Consider the following 19,650-nt stretch of genomic DNA (forward strand, 5'->3'; position numbering starts at 1 on the left):
GCTCATCGCGGGGCCAGATCGCGACGCAGGATGAGCGCCGCCGACCGGCCTTCCCTGGTCTCGTAATAGGCGGGACGGTCACCGACCTTGATGAAGCCGAGGCGGCGATAGAGCGCCTGCGCGGCACTATTGGCCTGATCGACTTCCAGGAACAGCGTGCGCGCCCGCTCGCCGTGGAGATGGCGCAGGACCGCATCCATCAAGGCGTGGCCCACGCCCTTGCGCTGCATGGCCGGCGAGACCGCGATGGTCAATATCTCCGCTTCGTCCACGACCAGACGCGCCAGCACGAAACCCGCAGCGCTCCGCGGCCTGCCCTCCAGACGCGCGATGAAACCGAAGACGGTATCCTGCCCGAGCAATGCGTGGAAAGCCTCCTCGCTCCAGGGATGCTGGAAGGTCTGGGCATGGATCTGCTGCAAATGCGGGCAATCCGCCGGATCGAGCGGTTCGACGACGAAATTCCGGCGTGCGAACGGGCCGAAGGACAGGCCTATCATGACGCGGTTTTCCGCAGCAGGGCAAATCCCGTCTGGGGCTTGGCATCCGGCCCGCGCAGATAGAGGGGCTTGGGCGCCTCTCCCGGCTTTCGCGATGCTGCGATCCGCGCGATGGTTTCGATGCTGCCGGTAGCGGCTTCGCTCACGACGGAAAGCGCAGATTCACCCAGTGCTTCGTTGATGATCGGCGCCGCCGATCCGGTCAGAACCGGCTTTTGCGGCGCTCGCGCCAAGAGCGCCAGCATATCCTCCAGGCTTGCCGCCAGCGGCTCGCCTTCTGCCTCGCCATCGGGCCTGAAAAGCTGAGCGTAGATTTCACCACGATGCGCGTCGATCGCCACCAGAACCGGCTTGTCCGGGTGAACGTCACGCGCTTCCAGCGCCAACGCCTCGAAGGCGGTGACGCCGATGGCGGGGCAATTCAGCGCCAGCGCAAAGCCGCGCGCCGCTGAAACGCCGATGCGCACGCCGGTGAACGAGCCCGGCCCGACATTGACCGCGATCCGGCCGATATCGGCAAAACCCATATTCGCCTGGTGGAGCGCGCGCTCGATATAGCCCATCAGCACTTCGGCATGGCCCTTGCCGATATTTTCGCTGACAGCCGCCAAAACATGCTGCCCATCCGTGTCATAGACAGCGGCGGCACAGATATTGGCGGCAGTATCGACAGCGAGAATCTTCATGGCTGATCAACCGCCTAAAGGAGAAAAGGCCCGCAAACAAGCGGACCTTTCGGTTTGGACCAGGAATCATGCACTTACCGGCCCAAGTGCCCGTTCAGGCAGCCTGATCGGTTCCATTCGTGTCGCTATAGTCGGCAAGCGTATCGAGGAAACTGGTGCACCAGCGCGATACGTCGTGCTCCAGGAGATGCGGCATCATCTGGTTCCAGCGTTCGCGGCGCGCTTCGAGCGGCATGGAAAGCGCACGCGCAATGGCGTTCGACACGGCCTCGATATCGTAGGGATTGACCAGAAGCGCGCCATCGAGCTCACGCGCGGCGCCGGCGAAGCGCGACAGGATGAGAACGCCCGGATCCTCGGCGCGCTGGGCGGCGACATATTCCTTGGCGACCAGATTCATGCCGTCGCGAAGCGGCGTCACCAGTCCGACCCGCGCCATGCGGAACAATCCGGCAAGAACGTTGCGCCCGATGGAGCGGTTGACATAGCGGATCGGCACCCAATCGACGGCGCTGACGGCGCCATTCACCCGGCCGGCAAGTTCGGCCACCGTGCGCTGCATATCCTCATATTCGGGCACTTCCGAGCGCGATTTGGGCGTGATCTGCAGAAAGGTGACCCTGCCCTGGCTGCCGGGATTGTTGATGATGAAATGTTCGAACGCTTCGATGCGGTTGGTGATGCCCTTGGAATAATCGAGCCGGTCGACGCCGATGATAAGATCGCGGTCGCCAAGGCTCTTCTGCATCCGCTGCACCATGGTATTGCGCTGCGAAGTCTGCGCGGCATGGGCGAAGGACGCCGTATCGATGCTGATCGGGAACACTTCTGCCCGGAAGGTATGGCCATAGGCTTCGAAAAGACCTTTTCCGAGTTCCCTGCCGATGCCCTCGCGCTTGAGGCAACCGGCGAAATTCTCGACATCATGGCTGGTCTGAAAGCCGATCACGTCATAAGAGGCGAGCCCGCGCATGATCGTCTCGTGAACGGGGAGCGTGAACAGGAGGTCAGCCGGCGGCCACGGAATGTGCAGGAAGAAGCCGATACGGTTCTTCAGCCCCATCTGGCGCAGTTCCGAAGCAAGCGGAATGAGATGATAATCATGCACCCAGATCACGTCGTCCGGCTTGATCAGCGGTGCGAGATGATGGGCGAAGAGGCGGTTGACCCGGAAATAGCCCGCCATGTCCTTGCGCGCATATTCGGTAAGGTCGAGGCGGTAGTGGCAGAGCGGCCAGAGAACGCGGTTGGCAAAGCCCGCGTAATACTCATCGACATCCTTGCGGCTGAGATCGACCAGGGCGTAGGTGATCTTGCCATGCTCTTGAATGTTGACGCCGGGCTTTTCGCGGGCGGATATCGACTTGCCCGACCAGCCCATCCATACGCCGCCGCGCTCCTCAAGTGCTGCCTGAAGCGCGACGGCAAGCCCACCTGCGGGGGCGGTACCGCTTTTATCCGGGAGCGGAACCCGGTTCGATATGACGACAAGTCGGCTCATAATACCTCCTCCCAGGAGCGCGAAAGATGCATGGCGGCATTGATCAGGCCGACCATGGAATAAGTCTGCGGAAAATTGCCCCACAATTCTCCGGTCTCGACATGCAGCCCCTCCGAAAGCAGGCCGAGATGATTGCGATGCGCCAGCACGTCCTCGAAGACCGCGCGGGCGTCATCCGTGCGTCCGACACGGGCCAACGCTTCGATCAGCCAGAACGTGCAGGCCGTGAACGCAGTCTCCGGCTCGCCGAAATCGTCCGGCGTCCGGTAACGGTAAAGATGATTGCCGAAACGGAGATGTTTTTCAACCGCATCGAGCGTTGCGAGGAAACGCGGATCGGACGCCTCCAATATGCCGATCTCCGGCATCAGAAGCAGGCCCGCGTCGAGATCCTCGCCGTCGAAGGCGGAGGCGAAAAACCCCTTTTCGGCATTCCACGAACTGACAAGCGTCTCCTCGCGTATGGTATTGGCGATTTGGCGCCAATGGGCGGCGCGGTTCTCGAGGCCGAGCTTGGCGGCAATGCGCGAAAGCCGGTCGCAGGCAGCCCAGCACATGACGCTGGAATGGGTGTGGATGCCGTTGCGGGTGCGGAATTCCCACAGTCCCGCATCCGGCTGGTTCCAGCGCGCCGCAGCCTGTTCGCCCAAGGGCTCGAGGCGGCGAAACAGCGCCTCGTCGCCCATGGTCGGCAGCCGCTCATCGAAGAAGCATTGCGCAATGGCCAGAATGACCGAACCGTAGCCGTCATTCTGCACCTGCAAATAGGCGGCATTGCCGCTGCGCACCGGTCCGAGATTGCGATAGCCGGGAAGGCTCGTCATCAACTCCTCGTCGAAGCGGCGCTCGAGGCCGAGGCCGAACAGCGGCTGGAGATAACCATCGGGCGAGCCCGCGGCTATATTGGTGACATAGCGCAGGTAATCCTCCATCGTCCTGGTGGCGCCGAGCCGGTTCAGCGCCTTGACCGTGAAGTAGGAATCGCGCAGCCAACAGAAGCGATAATCCCATGTGCGCCCGCTTTCGCCATATTCGGGGATGGAGGTGGTCAGCGCCGCGACGATGCCGCCGGTTTCCTCATTGGCGCACAGCTTCAGCGTGATCGCCGCCCGGATGACGACATCCTGCCAGTCCACCGGTAGCGAGAGATAGCGGACCCACTCGATCCAGTATTCCCGGGTCTCCTCGAGAAAATCCTTCGCCACATGCATCGGCGATTCCTGCAATGTCTCGTCCGGCCCGAGGACAAAGGCGTAGGGGCGGTCGACGATGAAGGGAACCTGCTCCTCGATGAAGCCGATCGGCGCGTCCGTGGTGAGCCTGACCACCTGCGCGCCCGTCAGGAAGCGGATATGGTTGGAGCCACGCGTTTTTTCGGGGATGTCGGCACCATAATTGTAGCGCGGGCGCAGGCGCATCGTCATGCGCGGCGTGCCGACGATCGGCTCGATCAGCCTGATGATGGCCATCGGCCTGAAGATACGGTCATGATGCTTGAAGCGCGGGGCGAAATCGCGGATGCGCAGGCTGTTGCCCTTTTCGTCGGTCAGTATCGTTTCGAGGATCGCGGTGTTGCGCATATAGCTTTGCTGACTGCTGACGAGATTGTCGATCTCGATCGACCAGTCGCCGCTTTCCCGGTCCGCTTCTCCATGTCCCAAAAGATTGCAGAAGATCGGGTCGCCGTCGAGACGCGGCATGCACATCCAGACGAGCTTGCCGTAGCGGTCGATGAGTGCAGCGGCGGCGGAATTGCCGATGACGCCCAGATCCAGCGATGGGGGCATTTTAATGTTGAGGGGAGCATTATTATTCATCAAAGAATCCGGACTGTTCATTGCGCTATCTCCGATAGCCACGACCGCAGGATTGCGGGAGATCCCATATAAATCGTTGCCGCGGTGTCGGAGGTTTCGGCTGACGGGGCACCGATCTTCACCGAGAGACCGTTTGCGGCATTGGCCGCCTTGAACATCGCCTCGTCGGTCACATCGTCGCCGAAGACGAGCGGCCGTCTTGCCGAAAAGGGCGGATCGGCCATGAAAGCCTTGAGCGCATAACCCTTGTCGTGCGCCGCCGGCCGCAATTCCGTGACCATCTTGCCTTCCTGCAATGTCCATTGCGGGCCGGCCATGTCGGCGATCTCGCGCATCAACACCTGCATGTCGCCTTGGTATTGCGGCGCCTGGCGGTAATGTACCGCGATCGCCGCATGCTTGTCCTCGACGAGAATATCCGGCCAGCGGCGCGCCTGCTGCTTCAGCATATCCTTTGCCCGCATGAAGTCCGGCGTGAGTTCGATCCGGCTTGTGCGACCGGCCGCATCACGGCATTCGGCGCCATGCAAACCGGCCACGGGAAAGCGTACGCCACGGAATATCTCGTCGACGAAAGGGATGGAACGTCCGGTTACCAGGGCCAGCGCCCCGTCGAGCTTGCGCGAGAGACGGACAAGATCATGGATGAGGCTTTCCGGCACGCGCACGGCATCGGGCGTTTCGGCGATATCGAGCAGCGTTCCATCGATATCGAAGAAAATCGCCCAGCCGGAAAGCGCGTTGCCGCTGCCGTCGGGCAAACCGCGCGGAAAGGCAGGGTTTTCAGGTGGTGCCGCCCTGGATGTGACGGTCTGAGGAGGACGGGCCATCGGGTCGTGCTCTTTTAAAGACATGACGTAAAGGTAGTTCGGACCATCCGTGGAGACAACCGCTGGATTGTCGAAAATACCGCATTGCGGTAAGTTATTGGAATTTTTCAGGCTTTCCCTGCCTATGGTCCATATCTGCGCCACGGAAGACGGTCATCGGCTGCTTGCCGTGCCGCGGTGGCCTGCCTGCTCGCCGGCCGAAAACAAAATTTTCCGGCGCGCCCTTTAAAGCCGGAATTTTCTCCATATGTTGAAGGGATGAGAGGCAAGTTCATGCGTTCATAACCGGTTTGGCCAGCCCCATTTCAGGGCTACCCGCCTTCCTCGAAAATGTTTTCGAAAATGGAGAAAGCGATGGACGACAAACGTTTCCCCGTTCCCGTGGTCATTCGCATCAGCGAGACGCGCAGCCGTGTCGTGGCCAGTGCCTGGGAGGCCGTCGAATGTCTCAAAACCTATTGGCCGCGCGACCATGGGCGAACCTACCGGCATGCGCTTCAGACATGTCTCGATGCGCTGGACGGCCTGAAGCCGGTTGCCAAGGCGCGACGGGCCTTCGTCCATGCGGCAGAGGAAGCAGGCTTCATCCTGCGCTCCGCATCCGCGCACAACCGAACCCATCACGACAGAACGGCGAACGGCCTCTGAAGAGAGAAAATTTCGTCGTTATCTTCAAAAAAACCCCGAAAAACACAGTGGTTTTTCGGGGTTTTCAGGTGGTTTTTCAATTTCACACAGCCGGAAACGGCCGCTTTTCCGGGATTACGCCTTGCGCCGTTTGCGCTGGCGATACTGATCGGCGACAACCGCGGCGACGATGATCATTCCCTTGACGATCTCCTGATAATAGGCGTCGATGCGCAGGAAGGTGAAGCCCGATGTCATGACGCCGAGGATGATCGTGCCGATGACGGTCCCGGTGATGCGCCCGACGCCGCCCGATAGCGAGGTTCCGCCGATGACGGCTGCCGCGATGGCATCCAGCTCATAGGCGACGCCCATGCCGGCCTGGCCCGAGATCGCACGCGCCGAGAGCACCACACCCGCCAGGCCCGAGAGAAGGCCGGCAATGGCATAGACCTTGATGAGATGGCGGCCGACATTGATGCCCGATACCCGCGCCGCCTGCATGTTGGCGCCGATGGCGTAGGTGAATTTGCCATAGCGCGTGTAGCGTAGCGCGATATGGAAGATGAACGCCACCGCGAGGAAGATCACCACCGGCCATATGCCGGAGCCGATGGCGGCATAATTGTCGCTGAGCATGCTGACCGGCTGGCCGCGCGTATACCATTTGGCGACGCCACGTGCCGCCACCATCATGCCGAGCGTGGCGATGAAGGGCGGGATCCCGGTATAGGCGATCAGGCTGCCATTGATGAGGCCGGCGACCGTGCCGGCGGCAAGGCCCGCCAGCACAGGCACCAGCACCGGCATATCGGTCAGCGCCGGATAGACCGCCCGCGCGAAGTCGGAGGTCTGCGCAAGGCTCGCCGCGACCATCGCGGTCAGGCCAACCACCGAGCCGGACGAAAGATCGATGCCGCCGGTGATGATGACCTGGGTGACACCGACGGAGATGATGCCGATGACCGAAACCTGAAGGATCATCACCACAAGGCGCTGCCTGTTGAAAAGGAAGCTCTGGCCGGTCACCAGCCATCCCAGAATCTCGAAGATCAGCGCAATGCCGATCAGCACCAGAAAGATATTCGCTTCCGACGGCAGCTTGCGCCAGCGCCGCGGTTCTTCCAGCCGTTGCACGGGTTGCGTTACCTGTTCCATCGCCATGACTCCCTCCCGGTTTAGGATTATTGCGCGGCCAGTTCCATGATCTTGACCTGGCTGGCCTCGGCTCGATCGAGGAAGCCGGTCACGTGCCCTTCGTGCATCACCATGATGCGATCGCTCATGCCGAGCACCTCGGGCATTTCCGATGAGATCATGATGACGGCGACACCGTCGCTCGCGAGTTGCGAGATCAGCCGATGTATCTCCGCCTTGGCGCCGACATCGATGCCGCGCGTCGGCTCGTCGAGGATCAGGATGCGCGGGCGCGTCAGAAGCCAGCGGCCGATCAGCACCTTCTGCTGATTGCCGCCCGAGAGATTTTCAATTCTCTCGTTGAGATCGGGCGTCTTGATGCGCAGCGCCTGCCGCATCCGCTCGCACTCGCGCGCGACTTCCACTTCCGAGACGAAACCGCGCTTGACATATTTGTCGCGCAGCACCGCCATCTGCATGTTTTCGAGAATGTCGAGCACCAGGAAGCAGCCCGTGTCCTTGCGATCCTCGGTGAGGAAGGCCATGCCGTTGCGCATGGCGATCGCCGGGGTCCTGATGTCGACGGTCTTGCCGTTGATCGCTATCTCGCCTGATGTGGCGGATGTGACGCCGAACAGCGCTTCGGCCACATTGGACCGGCCCGAGCCGACCAGACCGGCGATGCCGAGGATTTCGCCGGCGCGCACGTCGAAGGAAATGTCGTGAAAGACGCCTTTCAGCGTCAGGGTCCTCACCGACAGGACGACGTCGCCGATCGGCACCTCCTCCTTGGGAAACATCTGTGTGATCTCGCGGCCGACCATCATGTGGATGATGTCGTCGCGCGTCACATCACCCGCCTGATGCGTGCCGATATAGCGGCCGTCGCGAAACACCGATACCTCGTCGGCGATCTCGAACAGCTCGTTCATCTTGTGCGTGATGTAGACGATGCCCTTGCCCTCGGCCTTGAGCGCCCGGATGATCTGGAATAGATGCTCGACCTCGCGTTCGGTCAGGGCCGATGTCGGCTCGTCCATGATAAGCACATCGGATTCATAGGAGACGGCCTTGGCGATCTCGACCATCTGCCGGTTGGCCACCGACAAATCGCCGACATTGATTTCGGGGTCGATGCGGATATTGAGCCGGGCGAACAGTTCCGCCGTCTTCTTGCGCAACGCGCCGTGATCGACAAAGCCGAAAACATTCTTCGGCTCGCGCCGGATCCAGATATTTTCGGCAACCGTCATAAAGGGCATCAGGTTCAGTTCCTGATGGATCATGGCGATGCCGTTCTCAAGCGCATCGAGCGGTGAATTGAGCTCGATCTCATTGCCCCGCAGCTTGAACGAGCCGGTGTCAGGCGTATAGACGCCGGCGATGATCTTCATCAGCGTCGATTTTCCGGCGCCGTTCTCGCCCATCAGCGCATGCACGCTGCCGCGCTTGAGCCGGAAGGATACGCCGTCCAGCGCGACGACGCCGGGGAAGGCCTTGCGCACGCCTTCGACTTCCAAAAGAAATTCCGAATTGGGAACCGCACCCATCGTGCGCACGGCGCGCATGGTCACAGGACTTACCATTCCGCTTCCTCCCTTATGCACCTGCCGGAAAATCCCGCCATTCAGCGGATGTCGACAGACATCGATGGCGCGGGGCGCACGGCGAATGCGCCCCGCCAGGTCCGGCGAAGTCAGTTCTTCGCCATGTACTGGTCCATATTGTCGGGGGTCACCAATTCGAACGGCACCCAGACCATGGATTCCACTTTTTCGCCCTTGGCCAGCTTGAGTGCGGCGTCGATCGCGCCGGAACCCTGCGCGGCGGCGTTCTGGAAAACGGTGACGCGCAGATCGCCTGCTTTCATCGCGGCGAGCGCGTCCTGCGTCGCATCGATGCCGGCCACGAGGACATCCTTGGTCGAGACGCCCGAAGCCTTGAGCGCCTGGATCGCGCCGATCGCCATTTCATCATTGTTGGAGACGACAGCATCGGGCTTGAGCCCGGCGCTGATCCAGTTGGTCACGAGATCGGTGCCGAGCGTGCGCTGCCAATTGCCGGTCTGCTTGTCCAGGATCTCGATGCCCTTGCATTCGTCGGTCGCGATCACATCGTCGACATCCTGGGTGCGCTGTCGCGCCGCCTGGTTGGACAGTTCGCCCATGAGCACGACGATCTTGCCCTTTCCGCCGAGAATCCGGCAGACTTCCTTCATCTGCAGCGTACCGGAATCGACCTCGTTGGAACCGACGAAGGAGACCTTCTCCGGCAGTTCCTTGTCCGCCGGCATGCGATTGACATAGACGAGCGGAATGCCGGCGGCAGTTGCAAGCTGCGTCATCTTCGGCGTCGCATCGGTATCGACCGGATTGACCACGATCGCATCCACGCCCTGGGCAATGAAGTTCTGGATCTGGCTCAACTGCTTGGAAACGTCGTTCTGCGCGTCCTCGACCTGGAGATCGAGGCCATCCTTGGTCTTGGCATAGTCCTGCATGCCGTTGCGCAATACGGTCAGGAAATTATCGTCGAACAGCGCCATCGACACGCCGATATTCTCGGCGAGCGCCGAGCCCGTCATCAATACCGAGACGGCAGCAGCCAAAAGAAATTTCTTCATTTCGTTTCTCCTCCACTTGGTTGGTGCCCGGCTGCACCCCGATATCCGGAAACTCCCCCTCCCAGGGGAATTCATCGCCCTTTCCTCCATCAGCGAAAAACGCTTCCAGCGCTTCCCCTGCGAACGGCAATTGCTGATTGACGATCCGGCAAAACAGAATGAATGAACCGTTTTTCTATTTTGTGAAATATTCATTCCATTTTATTGGCGCGCCGTCAATTCCGCAATTGGCGGCGAGAGGGGCGATTTGATGAAAATGCGGACGCGAGTATTTGGCGTCGTGAAGATTGGGACAGTTTTCTGGAAAGGAACTGTAGCGGCTGGTTTTGCCGTCTATGCGTTCCGATCCCGGTGCGGATGACAGGAACGTTTTTCGCCAGAGCCGGCGCGATCGACAAAGCTAAAGCGGTTCCTATTTTAATGGAATCGCGAGGCATACCCCCTCTGCCCGCCCTTCGACAAGCTCAGGAGGGCAGAGGGGGGCGCTGTCCCGCCAGCGTTTCTATTTAAAACTGATCCGCTATAGGCCGGCGGGCAGCCTATGCCGCCCATTCACCGCCGCGCATCACCGGCACCCGGCTGCCGTCCTTGGCGATGCCGTCGACATCGACCTTGTCGGAGCCGATCATCCAGTCGATGTGGATGAAGCTCTTATTGCCGCCGCATGTGGCGATCTCCTCCGCCGACATTGTTGCGCCGTCGAGGAAGCATTTTGAATAGCACTGGCCGAGCGCGATATGGCTTGCGGCGTTCTCATCGAACAGGGTGTTGTAGAACAAAAGCCCGCTCTTCGAGATCGGCGAGGAATGGGGCACGAGCGCCACTTCGCCCAGGCGCCGGGCGCCCTCGTCCGTATCGAGCACCTTGCCCAGAACCTCCTCGCCCCGGCTGGCGCCGGCCTCGACGATGCGCCCTTCCTCGAAGCGCACGGCGATGTTCTCGATCAGGGTGCCTTGATGCGACAGCGGCTTGGTGCTGGTCACATGGCCCTCCACCCGGCGCGCATGCGGCGTGGTGAACACCTCCTCGGTGGGAATGTTCGGATTGCAGGTGATGCCGTTCTTGGCGGTCGACGCGCCGCCATGCCATTCATGACCATCGGCCAGCCCGACGATCAGATCGGTTCCCGGTCCGGTGAAATGCAGCGCATGGAATGCATAGGCGTTCAGCCACTCGGTGCGGCGGCGAAGCGCGGCATTATGCGCCTTCCAGGCACCGACAGGATCATCGACATCGACGCGGGAGGCGGCGAAGATGGCATCGGCGAGCTTCGCCGTCGCCACGTCCTGCGGATCGTCGGGAAACACCTGCTTCGCCCAGGACGGATTGGGATAGGAGACGATGTTCCAGTTGATATCGAAGCCGGCGATCTTTGTCAGCGCCGGCTGATAGGCCATGGAGTTGGCCTTGTTGGCGCGCGACACCTTCGCCGGATCCTGCGACGACAAGAGCAGCGGATTATCGCCGGCGACGGCGAGGCGCGCGGCGCCACCTTCGAAGGCCTTGGCCATGCCCTCGTAGAGCCAGCCGGCGGCGCGGTCGAAACTTGCGTCCGGCGCATTGCGATAACGCGTCAGCGTCAGCTCCTCATCGGCGAAGAACGGCGTCACCAGCCCGGCGCCGGCCTTATAGGCATGTTCGACGATACGGCGCACCAGCGGCAGCGCCGCGAGCGGCGCCGTCAGGACGAGGTCCTGCCCGGCCTGGAGCTGCAGGCCGATCTTGACGGCCACTTCCGCCAACCGGTCGAGCTTGACGGGATCGATGGTTGCGGAAACGTCGCGGGAATGTGTGGTCATGGCGCACCCGATTCTTCTCAAAACGAAAGTAGACGACATTCATACCGCCTCATGGCCGGACTGGCCACCGGCTTTCGATATCGGCAGCGGACTTCGGCTCCACCTGCTATATATCCGCCATATATGTGCGCTGAAATCAGGCCCTCGAATGGAAAGGCAAACCGATGAAGAATGTCTCGCTCTATGGTCTCGCCTTCATCGCCGCGCTCGCCGGATGCACGACGATGACCCCGGAAGAGCGGCGCGCCGCCGATAGCCGGACCTGTCGATCCTATGGCTTCCGTGCGCAGACCGACGCCTTCGCCAATTGTCTCCTGCAGCTCGATCTGGACCGGCGGGCAGCGCGGCGTGTGGCTTTCGACGAGCCGTTCTACGGTCCGCCGCTGGTGGTCTACCAGTCGGTTCCGGTGCGGGCGAGACCTCGCCGATAGCGGAGCCGGGTCACCAAATTACTGGAAAGGGGGCTCCGGGCGATCCTGCGACAGGAGCAGTTCGCCGATCGCATCGACCGATTTCTGCTCGGCACCGTAGCCGAGCGCCGTTTCCTGGGAAATGGCGGTGGTGTGCGCCGTCGCTTGCGATGGCGTCGGCCGATAGGCTGCCGTTTGCGGCTCTGCTGCCAGATGGGGCGTGACGCGGTCGCCCTTGGCGCGCGGGCCGAAACCCTGATCTGCCGCCACGCTCGCGACCTGCACCTGATCCACCGGCGGGGACGTCGGCACGGGGACAGCCTGCGATCTGGCTGTATCAAGACCCATATCGGGCATTGCGGGCGCCTGCATGATATCGGCCTGGGCGACGAGCGTCGGCGCGGCCGGAACAGGTGATTCGAGGCTGCCGTCCCTGCGGCGTTTTTCGTAGAAAGCGTTGCCGCCGGCGACCAGCACGTAATGCATGTTGCGATAGGGGAATTTCAGCCCGGCTGTGTGGAAGAACATGGCGTGTCTGAGAGCGGAATGCCGCTTGCCCTTCAACACCGCATCCGCCGCCGCCTCGACATCCGGCAGGGCCGAGGAATTCATCTTGCGCGAAAGCACGCCCGGCGCAAACTGCTTCTTCTGGCCGACGACGCCGCAGATCGTGTCGGGATATCTGTCCGAGGCGAGACGGTTCATCACCACGGTTCCGACAGCCACCAGGCCATCCTTGCTGGAGCGGTTCGCTTCGAAGAACATCGCCCGCTTGAGGCATTCCTTGTCCTTGGCCGTATAGGCGTAGGTCTTCGTCGAGCCCGATTTCCTGGTCACGCCCTCGGTCAGATCGGCAACGCCGCTTTTGGACGTCGTGCACCCCGTCACCAGAACAGGCGCTGCGATCGCGCCGGCCAAAAACAGGATTTTCCAGTTCCTGGCGCTGCTCAAAAGCTCGTTCTCATGCTTGGACCCCTCAACGGACTTCGGCTAGGAATGAGCATGTTTTAGGCCAAAGAATGGCGAGGGGTCAAATCAGCCGACCGGGCGGATGCCATCCGCTTCGCGTTAACTCTTTGTTTACGCAAGTTAAACGGGAAAGCCGCTGTGTTTTTCCCGGATTTGCTCTTTTTGTCGCCACAAATTCGACGGGAAAGCAGTACCTGTTTTCCCGGACTTGCTTTAGCCGAAGGAATAGCCGGCGCCGCGCACGGTGCGAATCGGATCGGTGACCCGGCCGGTATTGATCGCCTTCCGGAGCCTGCCGACATGCACATCGACGGTGCGGTCATCGACATAGATGTCGGGGCCCCAGACGCCATCGAGAAGCTGGCTGCGCGAGAAGACACGGCCCGGCGACATCATGAAATATTCCAGGAGCCGGAATTCGGTCGGTCCGAGGCGGATTTCCCGCTCCTTGCGGTAGACGCGGTGCTGCTCGCGGTCGAGCACGAGATCGCCGACTTTCAGGACATGCGACAAGAGGCTCGGCTTGGCGCGGCGCAGCATCGCCTTGACGCGGGCGAGAAGCTCCGGCGTCGAGAACGGCTTGACGACATAATCATCGGCGCCGACGCCGAGGCCGCGCACGCGCTCGCTCTCCTCGCCGCGTGCCGTCAGCATGATGATCGGCAGGCGCTCCGTCTCGACGCGCTGGCGCAGGCGGCGGCAAAGCTCGATGCCGGAAACGCCCGGGAGCATCCAGTCGAGGATCAGGAGATCCGGCACATTTTCGCGCAGCGCGATTTCCGCTTCGTCGCCGCGCAGGATGGTATCGACCAGATAGCCCTCCGCCTCGAGATTATAACGCAAGAGGACGCTCAGCGCCTCCTCGTCCTCGACGACGGCCACTTTGGGTGCATGGGCCATTTCACCAATTCTCCGTCAGAGAAACGCTGCGATAACTGGAATGCCCCTCATCCGCCTGCCGGCACCTTCTCCCCGTAAAGAACGGGGAATCGGGCGAAGCGGCAACGCTGACGCCTCCCTCTCCCCGTTCTTTACGGGGAGAGGGTAAGGGTGAGGGGCAAATCACAAACGATTTCATCAAAATAAGAAACGCTTTAGACGCATGATCATGCTTTAGGCTTAGCTTCGTCGACGACGACGCCATGGCTCAGATCGTCCTTCGGGCGATCCGGCGGCATCTGCTCGCCGGTGACGATGTAATAGACCGTCTCGGCGATATTGGTCGCATGGTCGCCGATGCGCTCGATGTTCTTGGCGCAGAAGAGAAGATGCGTGCAGGCGGAGATGTTGCGCGGATCCTCCATCATATAGGTCAGGAGTTCGCGGAACAGCGAGGTGTACATGGCGTCGATCTCGTCGTCGCGGTCGCGCACGATATTGATCTGCTGCACCGAACGCGACGCAAAGGCGTCGAGCACATCTTTCAGCTGGGTCAAGGCCAGTTCCGACAGGGTCTGCAGCCCGCGATAGACCTTGATGGACTGGCGCGTATCGGAGATCGCGGCGACGCGCTTGGCGATGTTCTTGCCGAGATCACCGACGCGTTCCAGATCGGCGGAGATACGGATCGCGCCGATGATCTCACGCAGATCGACAGCCATGGGCTGGCGCTTGGCGATGATCGTGATTGCCTTGTCATCGATCTCACGCTCGCCGGCATCGAGGATCAGATCGTCTGAAATGACGCGCTGCGCCAATGCATTATCGGCATTGACGATGGCGGTCACCGACTGCTCGACCATGCGTTCGGCATGGCCGCCCATCTCGGCGATCTTGTGGGCCAGGAACTTCAATTCGTCATCATAAGAGCGGACGGTATGTTGGGACTGCATTTCGTTCATCCTCGTATCTCGAACCAAAAAGGCCGTCAGCCGAAGCGTCCGGTAATGTAGTCCTGGGTGCGCTTTTCCTTGGGCGTGGTGAACATCATCTCGGTCTCGCCCACCTCGACAAGATTGCCCAAATGGAACATCGCCGTCTTCTGCGATACGCGCGCCGCCTGCTGCATCGAATGGGTGACGATGACGATGGTGTAGTTCTCCCGCAACTCGTCGATCAGTTCCTCGACCTTGGCCGTGGCGATAGGGTCGAGCGCCGAGCAGGGTTCATCCATGAGGATCACCTCGGGGCTGACCGCAATGGCGCGGGCGATGCAAAGGCGCTGCTGCTGGCCGCCGGAAAGACCCGTTCCAGCTTCATGAAGACGGTCCTTGACCTCCTCGAAAAGGCTGGCGCGGCGCAGGCTGCTTTCGACGATCTCGTCGATCTCTTGCCGGCTCTTGGCGAGGCCATGAATGCGAGGCCCATAAGCGACGTTCTCATAGATCGACTTGGGAAACGGATTGGGCTTCTGGAAGACCATGCCGACACGGGCGCGAAGCTCCACGACATCAATCTTCGGATCATAGATATCCTCGCCGTCGAGCGTGATCTGGCCGGCAACCCGGCATCCCTCGATGGTGTCGTTCATCCGGTTGAGCGAACGCAGGAAGGTGGATTTTCCGCAACCGGAGGGGCCGATCAGGGCCGTCACCATCTTTTCGGGAACATCAAGATCGACATCGAAAAGCGCCTGCTTCGCGCCGTAGAAGACTGATACCTTATCGCCCTTCATCTTGATCATATTGGCAACGGTGTTCATCTTATCTCCTACCGCTTTGTCGAGAGCTCGTTCGGTCATCAGATTCATTGTCAGTCTCCCGTTTACCAGCGCCGCTCGAAACGGCGACGCAGAATGATGGCGGCAACGTTCATGACGGCCAGGAACAGAAGCAGCACGATGATAGCGCCTGACGTGCGTTCGACAAAGGCCCGTTCGGCTTCGTTCGCCCACATGAAGATCTGCACCGGCAATGCCGTGGCCGGGTCGAGCGGCGTCGTCGGATAATCGGCGACGAACGCCACCATGCCGATGAGGAGCAGCGGCGCGGTTTCACCCAGAGCCTGGGCAAGGCCGATGATCGTTCCGGTCAGGATGCCGGGTGCTGCAAGCGGCAGCACGTGGTGGAAGACCATCTGCGTCTTGGACGCACCGAGGCCGAGCGCTGCGGCGCGGATCGACGGCGGCACGGCGCGCAAGGCGGCGCGGGTCGCGATGATCACCGTCGGCAGCGTCATGAGCGTCAGCACCAGACCGCCGACCAGCGAAGCCGAACGCGGCAGACCGGCCAGATTGATGAATATAGCCAGTCCGAGAAGGCCGTAGACGATGGACGGCACCGCCGCCAGATTGTTGATATTGACCTCGATAATATCGGTGAGGCGGCCTTTCTTGGCGTATTCCTCAAGATAGATCGAGGCCGCAACGCCGATCGGCAGCGACAGCGCCAGCACGATCAGCATCATGTAGAACGAGCCGATCAGCGCGACGCCGAGGCCGGCTGTTTCCGGACGGCTCGATGCGCCGTAGGTGAAGAGCCCGGTATTGAACTCCTGCTTCATGACGCCTTCATCGGAGAGCGTCTTCATCCAGGCGACCTGCTCGTCGGAAACCTTGCGGTTCGCCTCATCCACGTCGAGATTGATCTGGCCCTTGAAGGCCGAGTCGATATCGGCGCCGGCAAGGACGGGTATGGTCTGCGTGGTGCCGATCAGCGATGGATCGGCGGAAACCATGGCGCGAAGCTGATTGCGCACGCCGTCGGAGACGAACTTGCTCAGATCGCGCATCGCCGGACGATTCGTGGTGGCAACGCCGAGCTTTTCAGCAAGCGCATTGCGGACCAGAAGCGGATAATTCGCCGTCAGCAGCACATTGGGATTGGATGCACGCTGGTTGCTCGGATCGATCACCTTCTCGTCCAGCTTCACCGGAAGCTCGATGGTCGTCTGCCAGAAGGCGGTATAGCCATTGGAGATGACCGAGAACAACAGCGCGAACAGGAAGAAGATGCCGATGGCGATGGCGACAATGCCATAGAAACGAAAACGGCGTTCAGCGGCGTAACGGCGCTTGATGCCGATATCCCGGCGCACCGGATGGCCTATCGCTGCGGCGTTCGAATTGAGCGTTGCATCAGTCATTCATACTGCTCCCGGTACTTGCGCACGATATAGAGGGCGAAGATGTTCATCGCGAGCGTAAGGAAGAAAAGGGTGAGGCCGAGTGCAAAGGCAACCAGCGTCTGTGGCGAATTGAATTCAAGATCACCGGTCAGCTGATTGACGATCTTGACGGTGATGGTCGTCATCGCCTCGAACGGATTTGCCGTCAGCCTGGCTGCCACGCCGGCGGCGAGCACGACGATCATGGTCTCGCCGATCGCGCGGGATGCGGTCAAAAGCAGGGCGCCAACGATACCTGGAAGGGCAGCGGGCAGGATGACGCGCTTGACGGTCTCCGACCGGGTGGCGCCGAGCCCCAGCGACCCGTCACGCATGGTTTTGGGAACGGCGGTGATGATATCGTCGGAAAGCGACGAAACGAACGGGATCAGCATGATACCCATGACAAGGCCCGCCGTCAGCACGCTCTGGGCCAGGATGAAGCCGGGACCGCCGGAGATCGCGGCGCTCAGATCCCGGAGAAACGGACCGACGGTGACGAGCGCGAAGAAACCGTAGACGATCGTGGGAATGCCGGCCAGTATCTCGAGAAGAGGCTTGACCGTGGTGCGAACCCTCGGCGAGGCGTATTCGGCCATGTAGATGGCGGCGAACAGGCCGACCGGCACGGCGAAGAGCATCGCGACGAAGGCGATGTAGAGGGTGCCTGCCAGAAGCGGAATGAGGCCGAACTGGCCTTCCGAACCGCCCGAACCCGCATCCGCAAAACGCGGATCCCATACCGTGCCGAAGAAGAAGTTCCACGGCGAAACGACGCTGAAAAAACTGATCGTCTGAAACAGCATCGAGAAGACGATGCCGATCGTCGTCAAAATAGCGATGGTGGATGCAGCGAGCAGGCCCCAAAGCACGATCCGCTCGACATTGTTGCGGGCACGGGCGCGCGGCCGGATGCCCGATAGCCCGAAGATCAGCCCGGCAATGGCAAGGGCAATGGCGATACCCGCGCCGACCGTGCGCGCCACGGCGGCTCCCCTGTGCCAGCGCTCGGCGATCGGGATCATATAATCCTGCCCCTCTGAGGCGAGGGCGACGCCCTTCGAACCGAGGAGGGAGCGCAATTCCCCATAAGACTGGGGGAGGTTCTGCATTTCGGTGGGATCCAGGCGATCGAGTCCGGCGGCAAGGCTTTTGACGATGCCCAGCGCGAGGCCACGGCTGGCGACGACACTCTCTTCCGTCTGCGACGGCAGGCTGGCCTCCGCGGAACGATCGAGATAGATCGACGAAGCTACGGACCATACGGCAATGAAAAGTACAGCAGGCAGGATCGATACGAGGAACACCCACCAGCCATGATAATGGGCGCGGGAATGAACCTTCACCTCTCCGGTATCTTGGGTACCTGCGCGTCGACGTCCAATGAAGAAGCCAACCAGACCTATTCCGAAGACGATAAGCAAAACCAACAATACGGACATTAGATTTCCCCGGTAGCCCCAAATCTCGATCATTCGGACACAGGCGGAAACCGCCTGTGTCCGATTGTACGACTGACCTTATTCGGCCTGCATCGTCTTGCCTTCGGCAAAGGCTGTGCGTTGAGCTTCGCGCTCGGCGTCCGGAGCGGCGACAAGGCCGTATTCGGCGAGCGGGCTGTCAGGTCCGACCATCTGGTCGGAAAGGAAGAACTCGACATATTCCTTCAGGCCAGGAATGACGCCGATATGGGCCTTCTTGACATAGAAGAACAGCGGACGGGAAACCGGATATTCGCCGCTCGAGATGGTTTCAACGGTCGGAACCACGTCATCGACGGTGGCGACCTTCAGCTTGTCGGCATTGTTTTCGTAGAAAGCGAGGCCGAATACGCCGACGCCAGTCTTGTTCGATGCGATGCGGGCGAGCGTTTCGCTGTAATCACCATCGATGTCGACGGCCTTGCCGTCCTTGCGCACCTGGATGCAGGCGTTGCCGACGGCCTTTTTGTCCATGCCGCTTGCCTTGAGGGCTTCAGCGGCACCGGTTTCCTCACAGCCCACAGCCAGAAGCTTTTCTTCGAAAACTTCGCGCGTGCCGTGCTTTTCACCTGGAATGTAGGCGGCAATGTCCCAATCCGGCAGGTTCGGATTGACCTGGTTCCACTTGGTGTTCGGGTTGTCCACCACCTTGCCGTCGACGATGACCTTGGCGGCAAGCGCCGTATAGAGATCCTTCGGCGTCAGCTTCCAATCCGGACCGTTGATATCGGTGGCGAAGACGATACCGTCATAGCCGATGCGGACTTCCTGGACGTCCTTGACGCCGGCGTCGGCGCAAGACTTCAGTTCGCTGCCCTTCATGGCGCGCGAGGCGTTGGCAATGTCGATGGTGTTTTCGCCGACGCCCTTGCAGAATTCCTTGATGCCAGCGCCCGAACCACCGGATTCGACGACAGGCGTCTTGAAGTCCGGGTAGGTTTCACCGAAGGTCTCGGCGACGATCTTGGCATATGGCAGAACGGTCGAAGAACCGGCCACCTGAATCTGGTCGCGAGCCTCAGCGGCTGACACCGACACGGCGGCGGCAATCGCCAGCGCAGCGGTCGTGTAAATCATCTTGTTCATAGGAGCAGCTCCTGTTGGAATGTTGATTGACGCCTCCGACGTCGCTAGCCCTCTACGCGTTCTATATTACAGAGATATGACAGCAATGTTACAGAACTGTATCATTGGGCCCGCGTTTCCGGATTCCTGCTGCTTTCCCA

18 protein-coding genes are annotated in these 19,650 nt (G+C 60.9%); 2 read left to right on the forward strand and 16 right to left on the reverse strand.

The window, feature by feature from the left end; all coding sequences use genetic code 11:
• Positions 1-2: 2 nt before the first annotated feature.
• The 5 genes from rimI to otsB all read right to left on the reverse strand — a co-directional run bounded on the left by rimI (position 3) and on the right by otsB (position 5,334).
• On the reverse strand, positions 3-500 hold the full coding sequence (rimI, locus tag C5748_RS06445; protein WP_105741116.1) for a ribosomal protein S18-alanine N-acetyltransferase: 498 nt from the start codon (positions 498-500) through the stop codon (positions 3-5).
• Positions 497-1,186 (reverse strand): tRNA (adenosine(37)-N6)-threonylcarbamoyltransferase complex dimerization subunit type 1 TsaB, encoded by a 690-nt coding sequence (tsaB, locus tag C5748_RS06450; RefSeq protein WP_105741117.1) that lies wholly within the window; start codon positions 1,184-1,186, stop codon positions 497-499. The genes rimI and tsaB overlap by 4 nt, the downstream gene beginning before the upstream one ends.
• Before the next feature lie 94 nt (positions 1,187-1,280).
• A complete protein-coding gene (gene otsA / locus C5748_RS06455; RefSeq protein ID WP_105741118.1) occupies positions 1,281-2,687 on the reverse strand; it encodes an alpha,alpha-trehalose-phosphate synthase (UDP-forming) in 1,407 nt (468 codons plus the stop codon).
• Positions 2,684-4,504: a glycoside hydrolase family 15 protein gene (locus C5748_RS06460; RefSeq protein WP_105741375.1), complete on the reverse strand. Its 1,821-nt coding sequence runs from the start codon at positions 4,502-4,504 to the stop codon at positions 2,684-2,686. The genes otsA and C5748_RS06460 overlap by 4 nt, the downstream gene beginning before the upstream one ends.
• A gap of 17 nt (positions 4,505-4,521) precedes the next feature.
• On the reverse strand, positions 4,522-5,334 hold the full coding sequence (otsB, locus tag C5748_RS06465) for a trehalose-phosphatase (RefSeq protein ID WP_105741119.1): 813 nt from the start codon (positions 5,332-5,334) through the stop codon (positions 4,522-4,524).
• Positions 5,335-5,688: 354 nt separating this feature from the next.
• On the opposite strand from otsB, the gene C5748_RS06470 reads away from it, so the two are divergent.
• The gene (locus tag C5748_RS06470) at positions 5,689-5,982 is read left to right on the forward strand and encodes a DUF982 domain-containing protein (RefSeq protein WP_105741120.1); all 294 of its coding nucleotides are present in this window, start codon (positions 5,689-5,691) and stop codon (positions 5,980-5,982) included.
• A 114-nt stretch (positions 5,983-6,096) separates the two neighbouring features.
• On the opposite strand, the gene C5748_RS06475 is transcribed toward C5748_RS06470, so the two are convergent.
• The 4 genes from C5748_RS06475 to C5748_RS06490 form a co-directional block, all read right to left on the reverse strand.
• On the reverse strand, positions 6,097-7,119 hold the full coding sequence (locus tag C5748_RS06475; protein ID WP_425350218.1) for an ABC transporter permease: 1,023 nt from the start codon (positions 7,117-7,119) through the stop codon (positions 6,097-6,099).
• A 26-nt stretch (positions 7,120-7,145) separates the two neighbouring features.
• Positions 7,146-8,684, reverse strand: a complete 1,539-nt coding sequence (locus tag C5748_RS06480) for a sugar ABC transporter ATP-binding protein (RefSeq protein WP_105741122.1) — start codon at positions 8,682-8,684, stop codon at positions 7,146-7,148.
• 110 nt (positions 8,685-8,794) lie between these two features.
• Positions 8,795-9,721 carry a sugar ABC transporter substrate-binding protein gene (locus C5748_RS06485; RefSeq protein WP_105741123.1) on the reverse strand — a complete coding sequence of 309 codons (927 nt, stop codon included), beginning with the start codon at positions 9,719-9,721 and terminating at the stop codon, positions 8,795-8,797.
• A 539-nt stretch (positions 9,722-10,260) separates the two neighbouring features.
• The gene (locus C5748_RS06490; protein ID WP_105741124.1) at positions 10,261-11,520 is read right to left on the reverse strand and encodes an aminopeptidase; all 1,260 of its coding nucleotides are present in this window, start codon (positions 11,518-11,520) and stop codon (positions 10,261-10,263) included.
• A 164-nt stretch (positions 11,521-11,684) separates the two neighbouring features.
• Between C5748_RS06490 and C5748_RS06495 the strand changes: the two genes are divergently transcribed.
• Positions 11,685-11,951 carry a hypothetical protein gene (locus C5748_RS06495; protein ID WP_105741125.1) on the forward strand — a complete coding sequence of 89 codons (267 nt, stop codon included), beginning with the start codon at positions 11,685-11,687 and terminating at the stop codon, positions 11,949-11,951.
• A gap of 18 nt (positions 11,952-11,969) precedes the next feature.
• Here the strand turns inward: C5748_RS06495 and C5748_RS06500 are convergent, their stop codons facing one another.
• The 7 genes from C5748_RS06500 to C5748_RS06530 all read right to left on the reverse strand — a co-directional run bounded on the left by C5748_RS06500 (position 11,970) and on the right by C5748_RS06530 (position 19,510).
• Positions 11,970-12,881, reverse strand: a complete 912-nt coding sequence (locus tag C5748_RS06500) for a cell wall hydrolase (RefSeq protein ID WP_105741126.1) — start codon at positions 12,879-12,881, stop codon at positions 11,970-11,972.
• Positions 12,882-13,112: 231 nt separating this feature from the next.
• Positions 13,113-13,799 carry a phosphate regulon transcriptional regulator PhoB gene (phoB, locus tag C5748_RS06505; RefSeq protein WP_105741127.1) on the reverse strand — a complete coding sequence of 229 codons (687 nt, stop codon included), beginning with the start codon at positions 13,797-13,799 and terminating at the stop codon, positions 13,113-13,115.
• A 206-nt stretch (positions 13,800-14,005) separates the two neighbouring features.
• Positions 14,006-14,731: a phosphate signaling complex protein PhoU gene (gene phoU, locus C5748_RS06510; RefSeq protein WP_105741376.1), complete on the reverse strand. Its 726-nt coding sequence runs from the start codon at positions 14,729-14,731 to the stop codon at positions 14,006-14,008.
• A 35-nt stretch (positions 14,732-14,766) separates the two neighbouring features.
• The gene (gene pstB, locus C5748_RS06515) at positions 14,767-15,540 is read right to left on the reverse strand and encodes a phosphate ABC transporter ATP-binding protein PstB (RefSeq protein WP_199194726.1); all 774 of its coding nucleotides are present in this window, start codon (positions 15,538-15,540) and stop codon (positions 14,767-14,769) included.
• Positions 15,541-15,602: 62 nt separating this feature from the next.
• Positions 15,603-16,922 (reverse strand): phosphate ABC transporter permease PstA, encoded by a 1,320-nt coding sequence (gene pstA, locus C5748_RS06520; RefSeq protein WP_105741129.1) that lies wholly within the window; start codon positions 16,920-16,922, stop codon positions 15,603-15,605.
• Positions 16,919-18,385 (reverse strand): phosphate ABC transporter permease subunit PstC, encoded by a 1,467-nt coding sequence (gene pstC, locus C5748_RS06525; RefSeq protein ID WP_105741130.1) that lies wholly within the window; start codon positions 18,383-18,385, stop codon positions 16,919-16,921. The genes pstA and pstC overlap by 4 nt, the downstream gene beginning before the upstream one ends.
• Before the next feature lie 78 nt (positions 18,386-18,463).
• A complete protein-coding gene (locus C5748_RS06530) occupies positions 18,464-19,510 on the reverse strand; it encodes a PstS family phosphate ABC transporter substrate-binding protein (protein ID WP_105741131.1) in 1,047 nt (348 codons plus the stop codon).
• Between the last annotated feature and the right edge of the window lie 140 nt (positions 19,511-19,650).

The organism is Phyllobacterium phragmitis, from assembly GCF_002980495.1.
Taxonomy (GTDB): Bacteria; Pseudomonadota; Alphaproteobacteria; order Rhizobiales; family Rhizobiaceae; genus Paramesorhizobium; species Paramesorhizobium phragmitis.

Bases quoted from the DNA above. Each gene is read 5' to 3' on its own strand.
- rimI (WP_105741116.1), bottom strand. From the start codon at position 500: ATGATAGGCCTGTCCTTCGGCCCGTTCGCACGCCGGAATTTCGTCGTC.
- tsaB (WP_105741117.1), bottom strand. From the start codon at position 1,186: ATGAAGATTCTCGCTGTCGATACTGCCGCCAATATCTGTGCCGCCGCT.
- otsA (WP_105741118.1), bottom strand. From the start codon at position 2,687: ATGAGCCGACTTGTCGTCATATCGAACCGGGTTCCGCTCCCGGATAAA.
- C5748_RS06460 (WP_105741375.1), bottom strand. From the start codon at position 4,504: ATGAATAATAATGCTCCCCTCAACATTAAAATGCCCCCATCGCTGGAT.
- otsB (WP_105741119.1), bottom strand. From the start codon at position 5,334: ATGGCCCGTCCTCCTCAGACCGTCACATCCAGGGCGGCACCACCTGAA.
- C5748_RS06470 (WP_105741120.1), top strand. From the start codon at position 5,689: ATGGACGACAAACGTTTCCCCGTTCCCGTGGTCATTCGCATCAGCGAG.
- C5748_RS06475 (WP_425350218.1), bottom strand. From the start codon at position 7,119: ATGGAACAGGTAACGCAACCCGTGCAACGGCTGGAAGAACCGCGGCGC.
- C5748_RS06480 (WP_105741122.1), bottom strand. From the start codon at position 8,684: ATGGTAAGTCCTGTGACCATGCGCGCCGTGCGCACGATGGGTGCGGTT.
- C5748_RS06485 (WP_105741123.1), bottom strand. From the start codon at position 9,721: ATGAAGAAATTTCTTTTGGCTGCTGCCGTCTCGGTATTGATGACGGGC.
- C5748_RS06490 (WP_105741124.1), bottom strand. From the start codon at position 11,520: ATGACCACACATTCCCGCGACGTTTCCGCAACCATCGATCCCGTCAAG.
- C5748_RS06495 (WP_105741125.1), top strand. From the start codon at position 11,685: ATGAAGAATGTCTCGCTCTATGGTCTCGCCTTCATCGCCGCGCTCGCC.
- phoB (WP_105741127.1), bottom strand. From the start codon at position 13,799: ATGGCCCATGCACCCAAAGTGGCCGTCGTCGAGGACGAGGAGGCGCTG.
- phoU (WP_105741376.1), bottom strand. From the start codon at position 14,731: ATGCAGTCCCAACATACCGTCCGCTCTTATGATGACGAATTGAAGTTC.
- pstB (WP_199194726.1), bottom strand. From the start codon at position 15,540: ATGAACACCGTTGCCAATATGATCAAGATGAAGGGCGATAAGGTATCA.
- pstA (WP_105741129.1), bottom strand. From the start codon at position 16,922: ATGACTGATGCAACGCTCAATTCGAACGCCGCAGCGATAGGCCATCCG.
- pstC (WP_105741130.1), bottom strand. From the start codon at position 18,385: ATGTCCGTATTGTTGGTTTTGCTTATCGTCTTCGGAATAGGTCTGGTT.
- C5748_RS06530 (WP_105741131.1), bottom strand. From the start codon at position 19,510: ATGAACAAGATGATTTACACGACCGCTGCGCTGGCGATTGCCGCCGCC.